Source organism: Pseudomonas sp. LAMO17WK12:I10, from assembly GCF_900215185.1.
Taxonomy (GTDB): Bacteria; Pseudomonadota; Gammaproteobacteria; order Pseudomonadales; family Pseudomonadaceae; genus Aquipseudomonas; species Aquipseudomonas chlororaphis.
The window spans coordinates 187316-207643 of record NZ_OBDX01000009.1 but is presented as its reverse complement, the minus strand read 5'-3'; the positions used below and the strand labels follow the sequence as shown (position 1 = coordinate 207643).

At 64.0% G+C, this 20328-nt stretch carries 22 protein-coding genes; 12 read left to right on the top strand and 10 right to left on the bottom strand.

Features of this window, described 5'->3' with window-relative positions:
* From CRO75_RS13065 to CRO75_RS13055, 3 genes are all read left to right on the top strand, one after another.
* Positions 1–272: IS3 family transposase (locus CRO75_RS13065; protein WP_143503916.1), on the top strand; the 272-nt coding region annotated here is incomplete at its 5' end.
* A 320-nt stretch (positions 273–592) separates the two neighbouring features.
* Positions 593–1567 carry a hypothetical protein gene (locus CRO75_RS13060; protein ID WP_097135805.1) on the top strand — a complete coding sequence of 325 codons (975 nt, stop codon included), beginning with the start codon at positions 593–595 and terminating at the stop codon, positions 1565–1567.
* A complete protein-coding gene (locus CRO75_RS13055) occupies positions 1567–2253 on the top strand; it encodes a hypothetical protein (RefSeq protein WP_097135802.1) in 687 nt (228 codons plus the stop codon). Before CRO75_RS13060 ends, CRO75_RS13055 begins: the two co-directional genes overlap by 1 nt.
* 99 nt (positions 2254–2352) lie before the next feature.
* On the opposite strand, the gene CRO75_RS13050 is transcribed toward CRO75_RS13055, so the two are convergent.
* The 7 genes from CRO75_RS13050 to CRO75_RS13020 all read right to left on the bottom strand — a co-directional run bounded on the left by CRO75_RS13050 (position 2353) and on the right by CRO75_RS13020 (position 9064).
* Entirely contained in the window at positions 2353–2823 is a 471-nt protein-coding gene (locus CRO75_RS13050; protein ID WP_097135801.1) for a GNAT family N-acetyltransferase, read from the bottom strand.
* A gap of 66 nt (positions 2824–2889) precedes the next feature.
* Positions 2890–3543, bottom strand: coding sequence for a DUF2931 family protein (locus CRO75_RS13045; RefSeq protein ID WP_097135799.1), 654 nt, complete (start codon positions 3541–3543; stop codon positions 2890–2892).
* 77 nt (positions 3544–3620) lie between these two features.
* The gene (locus tag CRO75_RS13040) at positions 3621–4274 is read right to left on the bottom strand and encodes a DUF2931 family protein (RefSeq protein ID WP_085531413.1); all 654 of its coding nucleotides are present in this window, start codon (positions 4272–4274) and stop codon (positions 3621–3623) included.
* The gene (locus tag CRO75_RS13035; RefSeq protein ID WP_097135797.1) at positions 4274–5848 is read right to left on the bottom strand and encodes a DUF2235 domain-containing protein; all 1575 of its coding nucleotides are present in this window, start codon (positions 5846–5848) and stop codon (positions 4274–4276) included. The genes CRO75_RS13040 and CRO75_RS13035 overlap by 1 nt, the downstream gene beginning before the upstream one ends.
* 198 nt (positions 5849–6046) lie before the next feature.
* Positions 6047–6871 carry a sulfite exporter TauE/SafE family protein gene (locus CRO75_RS13030; RefSeq protein ID WP_097135795.1) on the bottom strand — a complete coding sequence of 275 codons (825 nt, stop codon included), beginning with the start codon at positions 6869–6871 and terminating at the stop codon, positions 6047–6049.
* Positions 6868–8145 (bottom strand): FAD/NAD(P)-binding oxidoreductase, encoded by a 1278-nt coding sequence (locus CRO75_RS13025; protein ID WP_097135793.1) that lies wholly within the window; start codon positions 8143–8145, stop codon positions 6868–6870. Before CRO75_RS13025 ends, CRO75_RS13030 begins: the two co-directional genes overlap by 4 nt.
* A gap of 34 nt (positions 8146–8179) precedes the next feature.
* Positions 8180–9064 carry an MBL fold metallo-hydrolase gene (locus CRO75_RS13020; RefSeq protein WP_097135791.1) on the bottom strand — a complete coding sequence of 295 codons (885 nt, stop codon included), beginning with the start codon at positions 9062–9064 and terminating at the stop codon, positions 8180–8182.
* Between the two features lie 240 nt (positions 9065–9304).
* Here CRO75_RS13020 and CRO75_RS13015 point away from each other — a divergent pair, with 240 nt between their 5' ends.
* Complete coding sequence (locus CRO75_RS13015; protein ID WP_097135789.1) at positions 9305–10627, top strand: sigma 54-interacting transcriptional regulator; 1323 nt, start codon at positions 9305–9307, stop codon at positions 10625–10627.
* Positions 10628–10915: 288 nt separating this feature from the next.
* Here CRO75_RS13015 and CRO75_RS13010 read toward each other — a convergent pair whose 3' ends face one another.
* Complete coding sequence (locus tag CRO75_RS13010) at positions 10916–11470, bottom strand: N-acetyltransferase (protein ID WP_009043361.1); 555 nt, start codon at positions 11468–11470, stop codon at positions 10916–10918.
* Between the two features lie 191 nt (positions 11471–11661).
* Here CRO75_RS13010 and CRO75_RS13005 point away from each other — a divergent pair, with 191 nt between their 5' ends.
* The 3 genes from CRO75_RS13005 to CRO75_RS12995 all read left to right on the top strand — a co-directional run bounded on the left by CRO75_RS13005 (position 11662) and on the right by CRO75_RS12995 (position 13838).
* Complete coding sequence (locus CRO75_RS13005; RefSeq protein WP_097135787.1) at positions 11662–13161, top strand: helix-turn-helix transcriptional regulator; 1500 nt, start codon at positions 11662–11664, stop codon at positions 13159–13161.
* Positions 13162–13326: 165 nt separating this feature from the next.
* Entirely contained in the window at positions 13327–13578 is a 252-nt protein-coding gene (locus CRO75_RS13000; protein WP_097135785.1) for a CsbD family protein, read from the top strand.
* Between the two features lie 11 nt (positions 13579–13589).
* Positions 13590–13838: a DUF1652 domain-containing protein gene (locus CRO75_RS12995; RefSeq protein WP_097135783.1), complete on the top strand. Its 249-nt coding sequence runs from the start codon at positions 13590–13592 to the stop codon at positions 13836–13838.
* Between the two features lie 30 nt (positions 13839–13868).
* On the opposite strand, the gene CRO75_RS12990 is transcribed toward CRO75_RS12995, so the two are convergent.
* Both CRO75_RS12990 and CRO75_RS12985 read right to left on the bottom strand, forming a co-directional pair.
* The gene (locus CRO75_RS12990; RefSeq protein ID WP_085531397.1) at positions 13869–15263 is read right to left on the bottom strand and encodes a HAMP domain-containing sensor histidine kinase; all 1395 of its coding nucleotides are present in this window, start codon (positions 15261–15263) and stop codon (positions 13869–13871) included.
* Positions 15241–15924, bottom strand: a complete 684-nt coding sequence (locus tag CRO75_RS12985; protein ID WP_009043366.1) for a response regulator transcription factor — start codon at positions 15922–15924, stop codon at positions 15241–15243. Before CRO75_RS12985 ends, CRO75_RS12990 begins: the two co-directional genes overlap by 23 nt.
* 183 nt (positions 15925–16107) lie before the next feature.
* Between CRO75_RS12985 and CRO75_RS12980 the strand changes: the two genes are divergently transcribed.
* From CRO75_RS12980 to hcnC, 5 genes are all read left to right on the top strand, one after another.
* A complete protein-coding gene (locus tag CRO75_RS12980) occupies positions 16108–16446 on the top strand; it encodes a hypothetical protein (protein WP_097135781.1) in 339 nt (112 codons plus the stop codon).
* A 90-nt stretch (positions 16447–16536) separates the two neighbouring features.
* The gene (locus tag CRO75_RS12975) at positions 16537–17076 is read left to right on the top strand and encodes a hypothetical protein (protein ID WP_085531393.1); all 540 of its coding nucleotides are present in this window, start codon (positions 16537–16539) and stop codon (positions 17074–17076) included.
* A 210-nt stretch (positions 17077–17286) separates the two neighbouring features.
* Entirely contained in the window at positions 17287–17604 is a 318-nt protein-coding gene (gene hcnA, locus CRO75_RS12970; protein WP_097135779.1) for a cyanide-forming glycine dehydrogenase subunit HcnA, read from the top strand.
* On the top strand, positions 17601–19010 hold the full coding sequence (gene hcnB / locus CRO75_RS12965) for a cyanide-forming glycine dehydrogenase subunit HcnB (protein ID WP_097135777.1): 1410 nt from the start codon (positions 17601–17603) through the stop codon (positions 19008–19010). The genes hcnA and hcnB overlap by 4 nt, the downstream gene beginning before the upstream one ends.
* Positions 19003–20259, top strand: a complete 1257-nt coding sequence (gene hcnC, locus CRO75_RS12960; protein WP_097135775.1) for a cyanide-forming glycine dehydrogenase subunit HcnC — start codon at positions 19003–19005, stop codon at positions 20257–20259. Before hcnB ends, hcnC begins: the two co-directional genes overlap by 8 nt.
* The last annotated feature ends 69 nt before the right edge of the window (positions 20260–20328 follow it).

Sequence of the window (20328 nt, the reverse complement as noted above, 5' to 3'; positions counted from 1 at the left end):
ATTGGCGCAGTTTTTTGAAGGCGAATAATTTGGTTGCCAGCATGAGTCGCCGAGGCAACTGTCATGACAACGCCGTAGCCGAGAGCTTTTTCCAGCTTCTAAAGCGGGAGCGTATCAAGCGGAGAATCTACACCACGCGGCAAGATGCTCGTAGCGATGTGTTCGACTACATCGAGATGTTCTACAACGCAAAACGCCGTCATAGTTTCAACAATCAGCTGTCACCGGTAGAGTTTGAAAAGCGTTACGCAATGAGCTTGCAAGGTGTCTAGAGAATCCGGGGCGATTCAAACTATAGGTCTGGGCTGCTTTAGGAACAACGGCGGGGCTGTAGGAAAGGTCTCGATTGTGGGTAGGGCGAGGCTGAGTCGTTGATCCTTGTCGCAAGCAGAATGGTTGCTAACGCTCCGTAGCGGTTACCGCAGGTCCAGGCCGTGACGCCATTCAGCTGTTGAGGTGTAGCTGGATAATCGGGGTGTGCCGGTTTGGGGGCGCTGCGCGCCCCATCGCAGCCTCGCGGGCTCGGCAGCGGCTACAGGGCGTAAGACTTTGCTATCCTGCGCGCCTTTTACCCATTGCAAGGAGCGCAGGCATGACCCAGTCCGTTGGTGGCGGGAGGCGAGTAGGGGCAGGGACGCGGGGTGGTGTGTCTCGCCTGGGGCATTTTCTATCCCGGTTGGCGCCGGCGCTTTTAGTGGGTTGGGCGCTGAGTGTGCCCACGGCCAGCGCCAACCCGGTCACCACTTATCGCGGCACGCTCGGCGATACGCCGGTGGAGCTGGCACTGGTGTATGACTCGCAATATGGCGGCGGGATGTCCGGCTACTGGTTTAGCGGGGCCGAGCGCTTGCCGATGCCTTTGGAGCTCACGCCGTTTTGGCCGGACAGGGGGCTGTTGATCAATATCATGGATAACCCGACGCTGCCGGCGGCGGCTGTGTCGTTGCAGCCCTTTGCCGAGGGGGCCGAGGCGTTGCAGGGGGCCTTGGTCGATTTGCGTACGGGCGTACAGCAGCCGTTGCAGTTGCAGCGGGTGATGCGTTTTGGCGGGAGTCAGCGCGAGGCTTTTGACGGTGAGTTGTTGCAGCCGGCGGCCGACCAGCAGTTCTATTTCAGTGTGCATGCCGTGCGCAATGCCGGGGAGGACAGGGGGCGGGTGGACACTATCCGGGTGCTGAGCCGGGCTACCGGCGAGGTGGTGCAGGAGGTGGGCGGGCAGTGGTGCCTGGCTCCGACCGGGACCCGCACCCTGACCTTCGAGCATTTCGATGCCGATTCCACCCTTGATTTCCAGGTGCAGGGCTACAGCTTGAACGGCCCGTACGGCAGTGTGCTGTGCGCGCCGACCCAGTATTACCTGTACCACCCACAGACCCAGGCGTATCTGCGCCATCCGCAGTTGGAGCAGTTGGCCGTCGAGGGCACTGTGCGCTTTGCCGGCGGGCAGATGGAGTTTAGCAAGCAGGACTTTATCAACTTCAGTGCGGGCACCCAGCGTAGGGACTATTACCGCGTGATCAGCCCTGACCGGCTGGAATTCATTCAGTCTCTCGAGGGGCGTTTCTGATGCGGCGGGTTAATGTTTTTCGCGGGTTGGCGGCGGTGCTGCTGGTGTCGTGGCTAGTGCCGGCGCAAGCGGCCCATGGGGTGTACCAGGGCACCTTGGGCAAGCAGGCCATTGTGCTGACGCTGGGCAGCCAGAACGCGCTGTACCAGGGGACCTATGCCTACCAGCGCTATCGCACGCCGATCCGCCTCAAGCCGACCTTCAGTTTCAGCAACAAGGTGCTGGCCATGGACGAGCTGGACGAGCAGGGCCTGCCGGTGGCGCGCTTGCAGTTCAACGACCTGATGGTCAGCCGCCAGAGCGAGCAGGTGCGTGGCAGTTGGACCAGCTATCGCACCGGCAAGACCTTGCCCATCAGCCTGAAGCTGGTGGCGCTGGTGGACTCGGACCGTTCGTGGCCGCAGCCGAACACCACGCTGTTGCAGAGCGCATCCACCAAGCGCTGGTATTTCCAGGTGCCGATGCAGGGCAATGACCAGCGGATAACGGCGATCGAGGTGGTGGACAAGGCCAGCGGCAAACCGCTGCAGACCCTGACGCTGGCGGCGCCGGGTTGTCTGTATCAAGGGGTGGATATGTTGCAGGTGCAGGCCGAGGGGCAGAGCCTGCGGCTCAGTTTGAGCGACTGCAAGTTGCCGGGGTTTCAGTGGAATGAGGGGAGTGGGCGGTTTGAGGCTTTGCCTTGAGGTGTTGTCGGTCGACTTGGTGTCTATTCAGATAGATCGTATTTGCAGGTTTGGCGACTGCTGCGCAGCCGATCGCAGCCTCGCGCTGCTCGGCAGCGGCTACAGGGTGTGCGTTGTCTGACCCAGCTCGCGTTGCATGATCAGGGTGCGTTCTTCGCCGTGGTATTGCTCGCGCAGGGTGCGAAAGCCCAGGTTGGCGTAGAAGCCTTCGGCGGTGATCGAGGCGGGCACGGTCAGCTGGGTGAGGCCGGCGCCCAGAGCCTGGCGCTCGAGTTCGGCCATCAGTTGGCGGCCGACGCCCTGGCCTTGCCTATCCGGGGCGACGAAGACCGAGCGCACTACAGGGCCGTCGAGGCTGGCGGTGCCGACGATTTCACCGGCCGCCTGTGCCACCCAGACCTGGCGTTTGCTCAATAGCTGGCGCACGGCGTGCGGGCTGAAGTTTTCCTGTACCTGGGCAATCACCGCGGCGGGGTAGTCCCGGGCATTACTGGTCTGCAGGGCGGCGATGATCAGGCGGCTGATGGCGTCGGCGTCCTGCGTGTGGGCGGGGCGGATTTCACAGTCCATGTGGAGGAGTCCTTTGAGGGGTAGGTCTGGACACTAGCCTTGGTGGGGATTGTTCGCTAGGGGGGGTTACCAACTGCCATAGGGAATGCCGTATTTCTCTATGTAGCGTTTGGAGTTCTCGGGTAGCGGGTAATAGTGTCCGTTGGATTTACCCAGGTGCGGTCCCAGCGGTTCAATCTCCGCCTGGACACGAGCGACCTTGACCGGACGATAGCATTCATCTCTGATCCACACTTGAACTATGCCGCCAGGGGCCAGCCCCAAATAGAGGGATGCCAGATAAGAAGAGCTACGTTCAGGGTACAGAGAGCAGCGTTGGGCAGTTGCCTTGCGCATGATCTGTAGGGCTTCTTCCGGGATATCCACCCACGCCCGATACGTCTGTGGCTCTACCACGGATTGCCAACGGACAAAAATACGTTTCGGGAGATCAGCCCCCACCACTGGTTTGCCAGTATCCCCAACGGCATCCCAGCCTCTGGCCCATTCCTTGTTGTAGCCTGGGTTGCCGCCAGCAGCAGAAGCACTGCCAGTCCGGCGGAACAGTATGCCGTTGATATCCTCTACCGCTGTGTCTTCAACCCATACCTTCATGTAATACGGCTCGGTGAAGTTCAGGCTCCACCAAGGCAAGTGTGGGTCATTCTTTCCGGATAATGGGTGGGTGACTTGACAGCCAGTCAACAGCAGTGCACCCAGCAGAGCGATGAATGCTCTCATTACCAAAGCGTCCAGTCAGTTGCATGAGTGGATAGGGTTTATTAGCAACCTGCTCTTCATATACAGAAGGAAGTTGATTACCAACTGCCATAGGGAATGCCGTACTTCTCTATGTAGCGTTTGGACTCTTCACTGATCTGGTAGGCGTAACGGCCATTGGTTTTGCCTTGGCTCGGCCCTAAAGGCTCAACGTCGGCTTGGACGCGGGTGACTTTGATCGGGTGATGACATTCATCTCTTACCCAGACCTGAACAATGCCCCCTGGCGCCAATCCCAGATTGACTGAGGCCATATAGCTGGCGGTTTGCTGTGGCGTTTCTGGACACCGACGGGCGGTGGTCTTGCGCATGATCTGTCGGGCCTCTTCCGGGATGTCGATCCATACCCGATAGGTTTGCGGTTCAACCACCGATTGCCAGCGCACGAAAATGCGTTTGGGCAGGTCGGCACCGACCACGGACTTGCCATCAATACCAACTCCGTCCCAACCTCTGGCCCATTCCTTTTTGTAACCAGGGCGGCCACCCGCAGCAGTCCCACCCGTGCGGTGAAACTGTTTTCCGTTGATGTCCTCTACCGCGCTGTCCTCGACCCAGACTTTCATGTAATAGGGTTCGGTAAATCCAAGTTCCCACCAAGGGTTTTTTGGGTCGTTTTTACCTGAAAGTGGATCGCTGGCCAGGCAGCCAGTCAACAGCAGTGCGCCCAGGAGGGCGATGAATACTCTCATTACCAAAGCGTCCAGTCAGGTACGTGAGGGTGTTGCACACGCACGGCATCCGCCGTGGGGGCGTTGATATAGACGACTTTAAGGCTGCCGCCATCCTGCTTGCCAAGCGGGTGGTTCCAGTGGGCCGAGAGATGGATGTAACGCAGCTTGAGCAGGGTCTCCTCGGCTGGAGTTGTACTGTAGTCACCGGCGATAAATCTGTCACAAAGCGCTTGAAGCTCCAATGGAATCGCATATTCGGTTGTTTCTGGGATGTCCTCGAACTGCACACCGTTCTCCTTGGCCAGTTCATACATGACGCGCAGATACACCTTCGCCAGCTTGTTGCTCATGGGCCTCTTGAGCTGTACACCGACATACACCCGCTTTTGTCGTAAGCCGAGGCGATCCTGTGAATTCTGCGGCAGAACCATCGGCTCCGGTGTGATGATTTCCAGCCATTGTGCGGGCCAGCCCTTGGCCAACCAGCGTTTTCTGATCTGGGTTGCGTCCCGGTAAATCGAGGTCTGGGTCACGTCAGTATTGAGTGGTACCTCCAGCGCCTGCATCGGACTGACCAGTACACATTCCTGCACCTCATCCAGATAACCGCCGCCGATATCCGAATGCGCACCGGGCAGGGTGATCTCCATATGGTCGGGTTTGACTCGGCTCAGGGCGAAGTTGGATCGATGCTCATCCCGGGCGACCAACTGGACGACTGAGCGAAAGTAGCGGCGGTCGAGGTGCAGCTTGATACCCGGAGCAATGGCGCTGCGCACGTTGCCCAGATTACTCACGCCGGCAACCGACGGCACCGTATCGAACAGGCCGATAAAACCCATATCAACATCGTGGCCGTACTGCCGGTTGAAACGGGGGCTGAAGGCATTGGAGTGGTCGTGCAGAATCAGTTCAAGCGGCCCCAGCCAGCGCACGACTTCATTGGCAAAGTGCCGAGCCGCTGCGGCGCCTCGGCTAAAGCCGAAAGTGTCAAAGGTCAGGGATAAGATTTCGCTGTCCGGGTTCTGCTCGAAGAAAAGACCAATACGTTGCTTGATCGCAATAAATGCCTTCTGCACACATCCTGATATTCCCGTATCGCCGCGCCCTGTTCCCGAGGTAATCAGACTGTCCTTTTCGCCAGTCCGCGTTCCGATACCTTCGATATAAATGGAGTGAAAGGCACGTTTTTGCAGACCTTCACCCTCAGGCGTCTGAGTGGAATAGTACAAATCACTCAACCGCTTAACATTGCTCACATCATTCCCATAACTACTCTCCGGATCCCTCATATACGGCTTGCAGCTGCCATCGATATCCCTGGTTTCAATGGCATGCTGCGCGCCGCAAAGCTGGCCCATGGCCGAGTTGCTGGCGTTGTTACCGGTACCGTCAAAGAACACGCCGATGCGCAGCGCCACCTGGACCTTTTCAGGCGGTGGCGCAGGCTCTTTGGCGTATTTCTCGTACTGGGCCCAGAGCTGTTCGCCGTAGCTGGGTTGGTCGGTTTCGGCGGCGCGTTCGGCGGGGCTTTGGTTGGGATTGGCGGGCCGTAGAAGATTGGGCATCGGCCCGGGTCCGTTGCTGGCCATGGCAGGTCCTGGTTCAGGCGAAAGGGGCGCTGGAAACCGTACCGGGAATGGCGGGGCAGGGATTTAGGAGGATTCTGCAAGCGGCGACGCAGTGGCTGATTTGGTTGTAGGAACGGTTTATTGCCGGGATGTTTTTGTCGTTTGAGTGGACGCTATCGCGAGCAAGCTCGCTCCCACAGTGGGAGCGAGTTCATGAGCTCAGTGCCAGGCGCCGAGTGCGCCGAGGCTGAGCATCACCGCCGCCAGCATCCCCACCAAGGCAAACAGCTGCTGCAACCGCGGCCCCGCCAGGTAGCGGGCGACCTGACGGCCAGCGATCAACCCCAGCACCGCGCCAATGGCGAAGGGCGCGCCCACCGTCCAGTGCATCACGCCGCTGAGGCTGGCGGTGATCACGCTGCCGGCGGACACCAGGGCGATCACCGCCAGGGAGGTGGCGACGATGCTTTTGCTGTCCAGGTTGGTGTAGCGGGTCAGCGCCGGGATGATCACGAAGCCGCCGCCGACCCCGAGCAGCCCGGAGAGCAGCCCCGAGAGCAGGCCGGTGACGGTCAGCGCGCGGGCGCAGGGCAGGGTCCAGCGCAGCCGGCCCTGCAAGGGGTTGAGCACGCAGGGCTGGAAGGCCGCGCGGGGTGCCGGCTGGCCGTGGCGCAGTTCGCGGGTGGCCTTGAGCAGGATGCGCCCGCAGGCGTACAGCAGCACCGCGGAAAACAGCAGGGCCAGCGGCAGGTTCGGCAGGCGGTGGGCCAGCCATAGGCCCACGGGCGCCATGAGGATGCCGATGGCGGCGACGAAGCCGGCGGCGCGGTAACGTACGATGCCTTCGCGCAACCCCAGCACCGCGCCCACGGCGGCCGCCAGGCCCACCGCGAGCAGGCCGATGGGCGCCGCCTCGACCATGCTCAGGCCGAGGCCGAACACCAGCAGCGGCACCGCGAGAATCCCGCCGCCGGCCCCGGTCAATGCCAGAATCGCTCCGATCAGTGCGCCGAGCCCGGCGCCCAGCAAGCTGTACTCACTCATGATTCCGGCAGGTCCGTCACCAGGCTCGGCCGCGCCAGCCATTCATGGCCCTTGAGCATGCCGCGCCAGTACAGCGGCGGCAGGATGCGTTCCTTCAGCCACCAGGCGCGCCGGGTCGGCTGGCGACCGTCGAGCAGCCAGGCCGGAAAGCTCGGCGCGACCTTGCCGCCGTAGGTGAATTCGGCGAGGACGATCTTGCCGCGCTCCACGGTCAGCGGGCAGGAGCCGTAGCCGTCGTACTGTGCCCGGGTCGGCAGGCGCTTGAGGTTCACCAGCACGTTGGTGGCCACCACCGGCGCCTGCTTGCGCGCCGCCGCGGCGGTTTTCGCGTTGCTGGTATTGGTCCCGTCGCCCAGGCCATGGATGTTGCTGTAGCGCTTGTGTCGCAGGCTGTGCGGGTCGACATCGATCCAGCCGGCGGCGTCGGCCAGCGGGCTGTTGCGGATAAAGTCCGGGGCGGTCTGTGGCGGCACCACGTGCAGCATGTCGAAGGGCAGTTCGATGCGTTCCTGCTGGCCATCGGCACCGTTGCGGACGAAGGTCGCCCGTTTACCAGGGCCGTCCACCGCCACCAGGTTGTGGCCGAAATCCAGGGCGATGCCGTATTTCTTCACGTATTCCATCAGCGCTGGCACATAGTCCGGCACGCCGAACAGCACGCCACCGGCATTCAGGAAACGGGTGTTGATCTGCCCCAGCCGGCCGTTGCGCAGCCAGTGGTCGCAGGACAGGTACATGGCCTTCTGCGGCGCGCCGGCGCATTTGATCGGCATCGGCGGCTGGCTGAACAGCGCCTGGCCCTGCTTGAGGTTCTGCGCCAGCTGCCAGGTGTAGGGCGCCAGATCGTAGCGGTAGTTGGAGGTCACGCCGTGCTTGCCCAGGGTTTCGCTCAGGCCGTCGATGGCGTTCCAGTCGAGCTTGAGGCCCGGGCAGACCACCAACTGGTCATAACCCAGCACACGACCGTCGTTGAGCAGCAGGGCGTTGTGCTCCGGCTCGAAGCTGCTCACCGCCGCCTGAATCCACTTCACCCCCTTGGGGATCAGCGAGGCCATGCTGCGGGCGGTGTCTTCGGCGCGGAACACCCCGGCGCCGACCAGGGTCCAGCCGGGCTGGTAATAGTGGGTGTCGGCCGGGTCGATGATGGCGACGTCCAGGTGCGGTTCGCGGCTGATCAGGCTGGACGCGGTGGCAATGCCGGCCGCGCCGCCGCCGACGATCAGCACCTGGTGGCTGCCGTTGACGGCTCGTGGGATGGGGGAAATGGGGCGCATGGCAGCGTCTCCTGGTGGAGTGGCGTTATAGGTGTTAAAGGGCGTTCAGCGGGATCTTCAGGTAGCTCACGCCGTTGTCGTCGGGCTCGGGGAACTGGCCGCTGCGCATGTTGACCTGCACCGACGGCAGGATCAGCACCGGCATTTCCAGGGTGGCGTCGCGGGCTTCGCGCATGCGCACAAAGGCGTCTTCGTCGATCCCTTCATGGATATGGATATTGTGGGCGCGCTGTTCGGCGACCGTGGTCATGTATTGCAGCTCGCGGCCGTTGGGCAGGTAGTCGTGGCACATGAACAGCCGGGTCTGCGCTGGCAGGGCGAGGATCTTGCCGATGGAGCGGTACAGGGTGCGCGCGTCGGCGCCGGGGAAGTCGCAGCGGGCGGTGCCGTAGTCGGGCATGAACAGGGTGTCGCCGACAAAGGCCACGGTCTCTTCAGCGACCTGTACCAGGTAGGTCATGCACGCCGGGGTATGGCCGGGGGTGTGCAGGGCACGGGCCTGGAGGTTGCCGATGGCGAAGCGGCTGTCGTCTTCGAGCAGCACGTCGAACTGGCTGCCGTCGCGGGCAAAGCCCTGGCCTTCGTTGAACAGCCGGCCGAACACCTGCTGCACCACGGTGATCTGGTTGCCGATCGCCACCCGGGCGCCGAGCTGGGCCTTGAGGTAGGCCGCGGCGGACAGGTGATCGGCGTGCACGTGGGTCTCGAGGATCCAGTCGACCTGGGCGTCCAGTTCCCGTACCCGGGCAATCAGTTTGTCGGCGGACTCGGTGCGGGTGCGGCCGGACTTGGGGTCGTAGTCCAGCACGCTGTCGATCAGCGCGCAGCGCCGGGTGTCGAGGTCCATCACCAGGTAGCTGATGGTCCACGTCTGGCTGTCAAAAAAGGCTTCTACGCACAGCGATGCGCCGATGATCATGGGGCTCTCCGAACAATAGGGTGACGCCGGCCAAGGCGGGCAGTCGTCCCTTGGACTGTCAATAAGCGTGCCAACCGGCGCGCGCTGCTTTTACCGCCCATTCATTGAATTCAAAGGCCTGGGGTGGGCGTTCTGGCTGTCACTGTCAATTGTAGGTGGCAGTCGATTGGCAGTTTATGGCAGGAAATGGCAGAACCCGGGCCCATGGTTTAAGCTGCCGCGCAACGCCCAGGAGTTGCCATGCCCCAGTCCCCGAATGCCCTCGCCAATCCTGAAATGTTAGCCCTGATGTCCTATCTGGAGCATGACGCGCAGCCGACGATCCTGCTGGACACCGACTACAACATCCTCGCCGCCAACACCGCCTACCAGCGCCAGTTCGGCGTCGAGGGCAAACCCCATGTCGGCGCCAAGTGCTACCGGGTGTCCCACCAGTTCGCGGTGCCTTGCGACCAGGCCGGCGAGCATTGCCCGATGCGCAAGGCCTTCGAGACCCGCCTGCCGGAGCGTCTGCTGCATATCCATCACACCCCGCGCGGGCCGGAGCATGTGGACGTCGAGTTGCGGCCGATCCTCGGCGACACGGGGCAGGTGGTGGCCTATGTCGAGCGCCTGAGTTCGGTGGCGGTGGCCTCGGTGCAACCGCAGCAGAAGGGGCTGGTGGGGCGTTCGCCGGCCTTCAATGCGGCCTTGAGTGCCCTGCAGCGGGCGGCGCCGTCGCAGATCCCGGTGCTGCTGCAGGGCGAGTCCGGCACCGGCAAGGAACTGTTCGCCCGCGCCCTGCATGACGGCAGCCCACGTGCCGGCGGGCCGTTGGTGGTGGTCGATTGCACTGGCCTGACCGAGTCGCTGCTGGAGAGCGAACTGTTCGGTTACGAGAAGGGCGCCTTCACCGGCGCCCTGCAACGCAAGATCGGCCTGGCCGAGGCGGCTCATGGCGGCACCCTGTTTCTCGACGAGATCGGTGAAGTGCCGCTGGCGATGCAGGTCAAGCTGCTGCGGTTGATCGAGTCTGGCAGCTTTCGCCCGGTGGGCAGCCTGCGCACCGTGCATTCGGACTTCCGCCTGGTCTCGGCGACTCACAAGCCGCTCAAGGAAATGGTCGCCGCCGGCACTTTCCGCCAGGACCTGTACTACCGCATCAGCGCCTTCCCGATCCGCCTGCCGGCCCTGCGCGAGCGCAGCGACGACCTGCCGCTGCTGATTGACAGCCTGCTGCAACGCCTGGCGCCGGGCGCGGTGCCGCGGGTCGCGCCAGAGGCCCTGGAGCGCCTGGGCCTGTATGCCTATCCGGGCAATATCCGCGAGCTGCGCAATATCCTCGAACGGGCGCGGCTGTTCAGCGACGACGGGGTGATCCGCGTCGAGGACCTGCCCGAGGAATTGCGCGCCGGCAGCGGCGCCGCCACAACGCCGCCGAGCCGGCGCCGCGCGGGCAAGGACCTGGAACAATTGGCCCATGCCCTGGAAGTGTTCGAAGGCTCGCGCAGCGAACTGGCCAAGGCCCTGGGCCTGAGCGAGCGCACCCTGTACCGACGCTTGAAAGCCCTGGGCATTTCCTGAGCCACGGCATATCGCCCCCCTCAACATTCCGCTCCCGCGCAATGCCTGTGTAGCCGCTGCCGAAGGCTGCGATCGAGCGGCACGCTCGCGGCGATCTTGCCGGCGCCGGAGACCCTTCGGGTCTATCGCAGGCTGCGCCAGCGGCTACAGGGATATGCGCCCCCTCGATATTCCGGCCCTGCTCAATGCTTGTGTAGCCGCTGCCGCAGGCTGCGATCGAGCGGCACGCTCGCGGCGATCTTGCCGGCGCTGGAGACCCTGCGGGTCTATCGCAGGCTGCGCCAGCGGCTACAGGGGCGAGCGGGGTGACAAGCGGTTGCTGCGGCCGGGCAGGTCGCAAGCCATCACCCACATCCCTATCTGCTCCAGGTCGGTGTTGAAGGGCACCTCGCCTACCTGACGCAGGCCGGCGCTGGCATAAAAACGCTGGGCGCCAATGTTGCTCTTGAGCACGTCCAGCCACAGGCAGGGTTCACCGGCATCGGTGGCGCGCTGCAGCACATGCTCAAGCAAGCGGCGACCATGCCCCTTGCCGGCCTGGGATTTGAGCAGATAGATCTTCTGCAACTCGGCACCGGGAATGCCGCTGCCCGGAGTGGGCCGCGCCCAGTTGAGTTTGGCGAAACCTATGGGGTGCTGTTGCTCGTCCAGGGCCAGCAGCCACAGATGCTCGCTCTTGGCGGCAAGAGAGTCTCGTAGGGTATGGAGGGAGAAGTCCTGGTCGAGAAACTGCTGTATGCCTTCAGCGGTCCAGATCGAGGAGAAATGCTCGCGGTAGGTGGCGCATCCGATGGCTTGGAGGGCATCGATATCGCGGCTGTCAGCTTCACGGATGGTGATCATGCTTCACTCCTTGATGGCATTGGCGGATTGGGCCGGGTGCGGCAGCTTAGCCTCTGCGCAGGCGAGGCTCCAGTACTCCGCTGGCATTGGCGCATCGGCTCCAGGGCACGATGGCGAAGCGCCGTGGTCGTAGTTTCTGCCCGCCTTTTTTCGACGTCACGCCAGTGGCGCCGGGCTTTTGAGGAGTCGCCATGAGCCAGGACCTACTCGCCACCGAAACCAATCGCCGGCAATTGCAGCAGATCATTTCCGGACTGTCCGACGGGGTCATCCTGCTCGAGGCGGACCGGCGCATCGTCTGGGCCAACGAGGCGGCGCTGGCCATGCACGGGGTCGAGGAGATCGCCGAGCTGGGCGCCGACGACCAGCAATACGCCGAGCGTTTCGCCCTGCGTTATCGCAACAACCACCCGCTGGCGCTGGACAGCTACCCGATCAACCGGGTCGCCGCCGGGGAAACCTTCAGCGATGTGGTGGTGGAGGTGCGCAGCGGCGAGGGCGAGGAAGAACGCACCTGGGTGCATCGGGTACGCAGCATGATCCTCACCGACCGCGCCGGCGAGGTGGAATCCCTGGTATTGATCCTCAGCGACGCTACCGAGTGGGCCAGCGCCGAACAGCGCTTCGAAAAGACCTTCAATTCCAACCCGGCGCCGGCGGTGATCTGCCGTCTCAGCGACCTGCGCTATATCAAGGTCAACCAGGGCTTCCTGGAAATGACCGGTTATGCCCGCGACCAGGTGATCGGCCGCTCGGTGTACGAAGTGGATGTGCTGGAGGGCGCCGAGCGCAAGGACCTGGCCATTGAACGCCTGAACCAGGGCGCGACCATCCCGCAGATGCAGGCCGAACTGCGCCTGCCCGAAGGCGGCAGCAAGCTGGTGATCGTCGCTGGCCAGCCGCTGGATATCAACGAAGAAGACTGCATGCTGTTTTCCTTCATGGACCTGGAGCCGCGGCGCAAGGCCGAGACCGCCCTGCGCCAGAGCGAGGAGCGCTTTGCCAAGGCGTTTCGCCTGACGCCGGTGCCGACCCTGGTCTGTGGCGCCGACAGCCAGCAGATCGTCGACGTCAACGAGGCCTTTCTCGACAGCACCGGTTATGCCGCCGAGGAGCTGCTGGGCAAGACAGTGGAGGAGGTCGGTTTCATCGCCAGCCCGCAGGCCTGCGCCAGCCTGTTCGGCGCCCTGGAGAAAAGCGCCGATGTGCGCAACGTCGACCTTCGGGTGGCGAAGAAGGGCGGCGAACTGCTCGACTGCGTGGTCTCGGCCGACACCGTGGATATCCAGGGCAAGCCCAGCTACCTGCTGGTGCTGATGGACATCACCGAGCGCAAGCGCTCCGAGCTGGAGCTGGTGTCGGCGATCGAGGAGGTGATGCGCGATGCCTCGTGGTTCAGCCAGACCCTGATCGAAAAGCTGGCCAATGTGCGCAGCGCCAACCAGGCCGAGCAGCCCAGTGCGTCCTTTACCGACCTGACCGCCCGCGAGCGCGATGTGCTGGGGCTGATCTGCGAGGGCCTGGCCGACAAGGAGATCGCCGCGCGCCTGCAACTGGCGCCCAGCACGGTGCGCAATCACGTGGCCACGGTGTATTCCAAGTTGGCGGTGCACAGCCGCGCCGAGGCCATTGTCTGGGCTCGCGAGCGCGGGCTGTTCAGCGGCGATCGCCGCGGCAAGGCTCAGCGCTGACAGGTGCAGCGCTGACAGGTGCAGCGCTGACAGGTGCAAATGCACCAGTGCCATCAGTACAAATGGCGCTTTTGCGGCGTGACGGGGTTTTTTAGGCTGGGTGATGTGCGGTGCCGTGGCGGACACGGGCCGTGCACCGAAAATCATCAGCTGAAGGAATGCACGATGCGTAGCGAACAGATCAAAGGTGCGGTGGGCACCGCGGCCGGCAAGGCCCAGGGGGCAGTAGGCGAGCTGCTGGACGATCAGCAGATGCGCCTGGAAGGCGCCGCTCGCCAGGCCGCCGGGCAGTTGCAGGAAACCTATGGCGATGCGCTGGACAGCGTCTCCCGCTTTGTCCGTGACAAACCTTTGGCCAGCGTCGCCATCCTCGCAGGGATCGGCCTGCTGGCCGGCCTGTTGTGGCGTCGCCGCTGAGGAAGGCCTGGGTGATTTCCCGGGCGCAGTTGCGCCGCTACATCGAACAGGGCTTCGCGCCCCTGGCCTGTGCCTTCAGCACCGGCGCCGACTCCACCTTCACCCTGCGGATCTACGAACCGCAAAGCGGCCGGGTCGACCTGGTGGTCACCGGCATCGACCCGCGGCTGCTTGAGACTGAAGCGGACGTGCTGGCGATGATCGAGGAGCTGCGGTACGAGTTGCGCAGCAACTCCATCAGCCTGGTGCATCTGTCCTGATCGCACCCGGCATTCTTCTGTAGCAGCCGTTCAGTCTTTGCCGATCAGGCTCGGCCGGCAATCGAGGCTCAGGCGCGCGCCGCCGCGGTCGCTGCTGCCGACGTCGAGCTTGAAGCCGTGCAGGCTGACGATGGCGGCGACGATGGACAGGCCCAGGCCGAAGCCGCCATGGGAGTTGCTGTCGTCGACCCGGTAGAAGCGCTGGAACACCGCCTTGCGCTCGGCCTCGGGAATGCCAGGGCCGGAGTCGAGGACTTCCAGGCGCGTACAGCCGCCATCCTCGACACCGCGCAGAATCACTTCGCCGCCCGGCGGGGTGAACTTAATCGAGTTGCTCAACAGGTTGGCCAGGGCTTCGAACAGCAGGGCGCGGTCGCCGGTCAGGCTCGGCAGCGTGGCGGGCACATCCAGGGTCAGGGTCAGCTGGCCTTCCTCGGCCAGCGGCAAATAAAAGTCATACAGCTCGCGCAGCAACGGTAGCGGGTCGAGTTCGACAAAGCCCGAGCGACGCTGGTGATCCTCGATCTCGGAAATCCGCAGCAAGCCGCGAAAACGCGCCATCAACCGGTCGGCCTCGGCCAGCACCTGGTCCAGTTGCAAGGCTTCCGGCGTGCCCTCGACCGCCTGTTGCTGCATGCGGTACAGCTGGGCGCGCAGGCGGGTCAGGGGGGTGCGCAGGTCGTGGGCGATGTTGTCGCACACGCCCTTGACCTCGTTCATCAGCCGCTCGATGCGGTCGAGCATGGCGTTGACGATGGCCGCCAGCATGTCCAGCTCGTCGCGGCGGTTGGACAGCGGCAGGCGGTGGGTCATGTCGCCGGCGACTATCGCCTCGGCGCTGGCCTGCAGGGCGCGGATCCGCCGCAGCGGCCGGCGCCGGAGCAGATGCCAGCCGGCGGCCCCGGGAATGATGGTCAGCGACACACCCCACAGCAGCGCGTGGAGGATGATCCGCGTCACCGCGAACAGCGAGCCGTTGTCGCGCACCAGGATCAGCCAGCGGCCATCGCGGGTGTAGGTGGCCACCGCATCGCAACTGTCGCGGGGCAGGTTGGGGTCGTCGGAGTCGATGCAGCTCTTGAGCTCGTGGATCTGCCCGTCCAGCGGCAGGTCGTCGGGGATCTCGCGGATCGGCCCGCTGAGGTAACGCCGTCGCTCGTCGAACAGGCCGTAGGCGTCGATGGCGCGCATGTCGAAGGTCATGCTGGTGGTCAGGGCCTCTTCCAGCTGTTCGCCCTGGAAGCGCGCGAACAGGTGCTGGCGCTGCATCAGCGAGTGCTTGGCGAGGCTTTCCAGGTAGCCGGACACCTCGTAGTACATGACGCCCATGAGGATGCAGCTCCAGGCCACGAACAGCGAACTGTAGAGCGCCAGCAGGCGGCTGCTGGAGGAGCGCCAGCCCTTAGAGGGGTTCAGCAATGACATAACCCGAGCCTCGCACGGTGCGGATCAGCGGGGTCATGCCAGGCGGATCGATTTTTTTACGCAGACGGCCGATATGCACGTCGATCAGGTTGGTGCCCGGGTCGAAGTGATAGCCCCAGACTTCCTCGAAAATCATCATCCGCGAGAGGATCTGGCCGGTGTTGCGCATGAGGAATTCCAGCAGTTTGTATTCGGTGGGCAACAGGCTCAGCAACTGGTCGGCGCGGGTCGCTTCGCGGCTGATCAGGTTCAGCTCCAGGTCGGCGACCCGCAGGCAGGTTTCGAATTCCTGCACCGTGCTCTTGCGCCGCAGCAGCACCTCGACCCGGGCCGCCATTTCATCGGAGGCGAAGGGTTTGGTCAGGTAGTCGTCGCCGCCGGCGCGCAGGCCGCGCACGCGCTCGTCGACGTCGGACAGGGCGCTGATCATCAGGATCGGCGTCGACACGCCGATGGTGCGCAGGGTGGTGACGATCGCCAGGCCATCCAGCTCGGGCAGCATGCGGTCCAGGGTGATCAGGTCGTAGTCGCCGCTGACAGCGCGCACCAGGCCTTCGCGACCGTTATCGACCCAATCCACGTCCAGCCCGTGGCTGCTCAGTTCGGCCACGATTTCGCGGGCTGTTACGGCATCGTCTTCGATGGTCAGAATGCGGGTCATAGGGGCTTACCTGATTGGGATTTCATGACACAGGCCGGCATTTTGCCAAGAAATGGCCGCGGGCTTTCTAAAAAATCTTTCATCTTCGCGCCAGTGCCCTGGCCAACGCAGGGTAGCAGGCGGGCCGGGTCGGGCAATCGTTGATATCATCCAGCTACTACTGGCTGGCAGGGACGCTACGCAATGCACCGACCTCATGACCTCGACTGGAAAGCCCTGGGCATTTGCCTGTTGCTGCTGGCGGCGGCCCCGGCGTTCGCCGCCAATCAACCCTGCTCCGGCAAGAAGGGTGGAATCGCCGGTTGCGACGGCGAGCTGTTCCTGTGTAACGACGGCTCCATCAGCGGCTCCAAGAAGAACTGTTCCGCGCGCTACGGCGACCCGGGCCAGGCGGCGCGTCCACAAACCCTGTTGCGCAGTAGCGACGGCTGCTCCTGTGGCAGTGGCAGTTTCTGCACCGGGCCACGGGGCGGGGTCTATTGCCTGACCCCCAGCGGCAGCAAAAGCTACAAGCGCAAATAACCCGCGCAGACACCGATTGGACAGGCCCGGGTGCCTCTACTAGCGTTGCCGGCACGGCGCCGCCGGGGGCCACTATCGGGGACAATACGGATGGACAAACAGCAAGCCAAGCGCCAAGTCATCGCCAGCCTCGAGGCCGGGCGCTCCAAGGGCGAAACCTTTGCCGCGTTCGCCGGCAGCGGGATCAAGGAGCGGCTGCTGGCGTTCTGGATCGCGGCCTATTCCGACCCCGCGCTCTATGCCCGGCACCGGCGCAAAATCCAGATCCTGCTGGCGGTGATGTTGCTGCAGGCGGTGGTCGGCGCGGTGGCGGGGTTCTTCCTCGGCTCGGTCATCGGCCCCAAGGCTGCCTGGGTATTCGCGCTCTTGGGTGGGGTGGTGCCGCTGCTGTTTGCCTGGGGCTTCCATAAACCTTCGGCGAACGCCTACACCTTCTATGCCCTTCTGACCCTGTCGCAATTTCCGCGGTTGTTCGAAGGTTATGCCGAGGACCCGTTGGGGACCCTGATCGGCGCGGCCATTACCTTGGGGGTGGTGTTTTTCGCGATGTACGTGCGCAGCCTGATCTTTCCGGATTTCGCTTTTATCGGGCCGCGCAAGGTCAAGGGCCGCTACGTGTTTTCCAGTTAGGGCAGGGCGGCGCAAGGCGCATTCCAGAGCCTTGCGCTTTGCTTGGCCCAGATCAATGTTGTTGTTCGACAAACCTACTAGATTGGCCCGGTGTTCAGCCCCGAGGAGCTGGCGTCGCGCAACCGTGATCCGGGTCGAAGTCCAGGTTCACGGCGATGCACAGCAGGACGCTGGCATTCCTCTTCACTCCGTTCAAGGACGAATTTCCTGATGCGCCATACCGAACGAACCTTCGATATCCAGCCACTGCAACAGGCGGATATGACCATCAGCCTCAATGGCCAGCCGGTGACGGCGGCGATTGGTGAAACCGTACTCAGCGTCATCCAGTCCCTCGGGCTGCGTCAGGTGGCGCGCAACGACCACGGCCAGCTGGCCGGCGCCTATTGCGGCATGGGCGTGTGCCATTGCTGCCTGGTGCAGATCGACGGCCGGCACAAGCGCCGGGCTTGCCAGACCCAGGTGCGGCCGGGCATGCAGGTGCAGACCGAGGTCAACCGCATCCGTGCGGTGGAGGAGGTGCTATGAACCTCAATCCACTGATCGTCGGCGGCGGTCCCGCGGGCATGGCCGCGGCCATCGAACTGGCCGAGCACGGGGTGCGCAGTACCCTGATCGACGAGGCCTCGCGCCTGGGCGGCGTGGTCTATCGCGGACCGCTGCGCGACGGCGTGCAGCTGGACTATCTGGGGCCGCGTTATTGCGAGGCCCTGGCGAAACTGCACGGCGCCTTTTCCGACTGCGAACAGATGATCGATGTGCGCCTCAACCACCGGGTGGTGGGGGCCGAAGGCAAGGGCAGCCTGGTCCTGCTGGATGCCGACGAGCAGTTGCAGGAAGTGGCCTATCCGCAGTTGCTGCTGGCCGCCGGTTGCCATGAACGCAGCGTGCCGTTTCCCGGCTGGACCTTGCCCGGGGTGATGCTGCTGGGCGGCTTGCAGTTGCAGATCAAGAGCGGCGTGGTCAAGCCGCGCGGGCCGGTGGTGATCGCCGGCAGCGGGCCGTTGCTGCCGCTGGTGGCCTGCCAGCTGCACGCCAGTGGCGCGAATGTAGCGGCGGTCTACGAGGCCTGCACCTTTGGCCGGATCGCCAAGGAAAGCCTGGCGCTGCTGAACAAGCCGCAGCTGTTCCTCGACGGCCTGAGCATGCTCGCCTACCTCAAGTTGCACCGCATCCCGATGCATTACGGCTGGGGCGTGGTCGAGGCCCAGGGCAGCGACGGGTTGGAAAGCGTCAGCGTGGCACCGTACTCGGCGCGTTGGGAGCCGGACCTGAGCCGCCTGCAACCGGTCGCTGCGCAGACCCTGGCGGTGGGCTACGGCTTTATCCCGCGCACCCAGCTCAGCCAGCAGATGGGCCTCAACCACGGCTTCAGCCATGACGGCTACCTGCGGGCCACGGCCAACGTCTGGCAGCAAAGCAGCGAGCCGCACATTCACCTGGCCGGCGACATGGGCGGGATTCGCGGCGGCGAGGCGGCGATGCTCACCGGGCGCATCGCCGCGCTGTCGATCCTGATGCAGCGCGATGTGCTGAGCAACGAGGAGGCCCTGGCGCGGCGCCAGAAGTACCAGAACAAACTGGCCTCCATCACCCGTTTCCGCGCCGCGGTGGACCGCTACACCGAACGCGGCACCGGGCAGATCGAACTGCCGGCCGCCGACACCCTGATCTGCCGTTGCGAACACGCCACCCGTGGCGATATCGACCGCGCCCTGGAGCAGGGCGTGCAGGATATGGCCAGCCTGAAGATGCGCACCCGGGTGAGCATGGGCGACTGCCAGGGCCGCATGTGCGTGGGCTATTGCAGCGACCGCCTGCGCCAGGCCACCGGGCGCCAGGACGTGGGCTGGTTGCGCCCGCGTTTCCCCCTGGACCCGATTCCTTTTTCCGCCTTCCCTCAACCGAGCAAGGATGCTGTGAATCATGAGTAAGTTCTACGACGTGGTCATCGCCGGCGGCGGTGTGATCGGCGCTTCCTGCGCGTACCAGTTGTCCAAGCGCAAGAACCTGCGGGTGGCGTTGATCGACGCCAAGCGTCCGGGCAATGCCACCCGTGCCTCGGCCGGCGGCCTGTGGGCCATCGGCGAGTCGGTGGGGCTGGGCTGTGGGGTGATCTTCTTTCGCATGATGTCGGCGCGCAACAAGCGCCAGGCCCAGGGTTCGGCGGTGCTGGTGGACTCCAGCACGCCGCATATCCTGCCGCAGTCGTTCTTCGACTTCGCCCTGCAATCCAACGGCCTGTACCCGCAGTTGCATGAAGAACTGCGCGAGCGTCACGGCATGGACTTCAAGTTCGAGCGCACCGGGCTGAAGTTCGTGATCTACGACGACGAGGACCGGCTCTACGCCGAGCACATCGTGGCCTGCATCCCGCACCTGGCCCATCAGGTGCGCTGGCTCGACCAGGCGGCGCTGCGCCAGGCGGAGCCGAACGTCAGCCATGCCGCCCAGGGCGCTTTGGAATTTCTCTGCGACCACCAGGTCAACCCGTTCCGCCTGGCCGACGCCTACACCGAAGGCGCGCGGCAGAACGGCGTGGACATGTACTTCAACACCAACGTCACCGGGGTGCTGCATCAGGGCAGCCGGATCAGCGGGGTGCAGACGGCGGAGGCGGGGTTGTTCCATTGCGACACCCTGATCAACGCCGCTGGCGCCTGGGCCGCGGAGCTGAGCCTGCAAGCCACCGGCGCGAGCATTCCGGTGAAGCCGGTCAAGGGCCAGATCCTGCTGACCGAGCGCATGCCACAACTGCTCAACGGTTGCCTGACCACCAGCGACTGCTACATGGCGCAGAAGGACAATGGCGAGATCCTGATCGGCAGCACCACCGAGGACAAGGGCTTCGACATCAGCACCACCTACCGGGAAATCCAGGGCCTGGTGCAGGGCGTGGTGCGCTGCGTGCCGCAGCTCGAACAGGTCAACCTCAAGCGTTGCTGGGCCGGCCTGCGCCCGGGCTCGCCGGATGAGCTGCCGATCCTCGGGCCGATGTGCGGGGTGGAGGGTTACCTCAATGCCTGCGGGCACTTCCGTACCGGCATCCTGACCTCGGCGATCACCGGGGTGCTGCTGGATCGGTTGGTGAATGAGGAGCCGTTGCCGCTGGACATCACGCCGTTCCTCGCCGAGCGTTTCGGCTTGCAGGCGGTGGCGCCGTTGCAGGTGGCGCTGGCCTGAGGCATCGCGCCTCCCTGAAGTTTTTACGATGAACCTGAACGGTGACGCGGTGCTGCAGTAACACCGCGT

Bases quoted from the DNA above. Each gene is read 5' to 3' on its own strand.
- CRO75_RS13055 (WP_097135802.1), top strand. From the start codon at position 1,567: ATGCGGCGGGTTAATGTTTTTCGCGGGTTGGCGGCGGTGCTGCTGGTG.
- CRO75_RS12985 (WP_009043366.1), bottom strand. From the start codon at position 15,924: ATGACCCGCATTCTGACCATCGAAGACGATGCCGTAACAGCCCGCGAA.
- CRO75_RS13020 (WP_097135791.1), bottom strand. From the start codon at position 9,064: ATGATCATCGGCGCATCGCTGTGCGTAGAAGCCTTTTTTGACAGCCAG.
- CRO75_RS12975 (WP_085531393.1), top strand. From the start codon at position 16,537: ATGGACAAACAGCAAGCCAAGCGCCAAGTCATCGCCAGCCTCGAGGCC.
- CRO75_RS12990 (WP_085531397.1), bottom strand. From the start codon at position 15,263: ATGTCATTGCTGAACCCCTCTAAGGGCTGGCGCTCCTCCAGCAGCCGC.
- hcnB (WP_097135777.1), top strand. From the start codon at position 17,601: ATGAACCTCAATCCACTGATCGTCGGCGGCGGTCCCGCGGGCATGGCC.
- CRO75_RS13035 (WP_097135797.1), bottom strand. From the start codon at position 5,848: ATGGCCAGCAACGGACCCGGGCCGATGCCCAATCTTCTACGGCCCGCC.
- CRO75_RS13005 (WP_097135787.1), top strand. From the start codon at position 11,662: ATGAGCCAGGACCTACTCGCCACCGAAACCAATCGCCGGCAATTGCAG.
- CRO75_RS13015 (WP_097135789.1), top strand. From the start codon at position 9,305: ATGCCCCAGTCCCCGAATGCCCTCGCCAATCCTGAAATGTTAGCCCTG.
- CRO75_RS13010 (WP_009043361.1), bottom strand. From the start codon at position 11,470: ATGATCACCATCCGTGAAGCTGACAGCCGCGATATCGATGCCCTCCAA.
- CRO75_RS13050 (WP_097135801.1), bottom strand. From the start codon at position 2,823: ATGGACTGTGAAATCCGCCCCGCCCACACGCAGGACGCCGACGCCATC.
- CRO75_RS12980 (WP_097135781.1), top strand. From the start codon at position 16,108: ATGCACCGACCTCATGACCTCGACTGGAAAGCCCTGGGCATTTGCCTG.
- CRO75_RS13025 (WP_097135793.1), bottom strand. From the start codon at position 8,145: ATGCGCCCCATTTCCCCCATCCCACGAGCCGTCAACGGCAGCCACCAG.
- CRO75_RS13045 (WP_097135799.1), bottom strand. From the start codon at position 3,543: ATGAGAGCATTCATCGCTCTGCTGGGTGCACTGCTGTTGACTGGCTGT.
- CRO75_RS13000 (WP_097135785.1), top strand. From the start codon at position 13,327: ATGCGTAGCGAACAGATCAAAGGTGCGGTGGGCACCGCGGCCGGCAAG.
- CRO75_RS13060 (WP_097135805.1), top strand. From the start codon at position 593: ATGACCCAGTCCGTTGGTGGCGGGAGGCGAGTAGGGGCAGGGACGCGG.
- hcnA (WP_097135779.1), top strand. From the start codon at position 17,287: ATGCGCCATACCGAACGAACCTTCGATATCCAGCCACTGCAACAGGCG.
- hcnC (WP_097135775.1), top strand. From the start codon at position 19,003: ATGAGTAAGTTCTACGACGTGGTCATCGCCGGCGGCGGTGTGATCGGC.
- CRO75_RS13030 (WP_097135795.1), bottom strand. From the start codon at position 6,871: ATGAGTGAGTACAGCTTGCTGGGCGCCGGGCTCGGCGCACTGATCGGA.
- CRO75_RS13040 (WP_085531413.1), bottom strand. From the start codon at position 4,274: ATGAGAGTATTCATCGCCCTCCTGGGCGCACTGCTGTTGACTGGCTGC.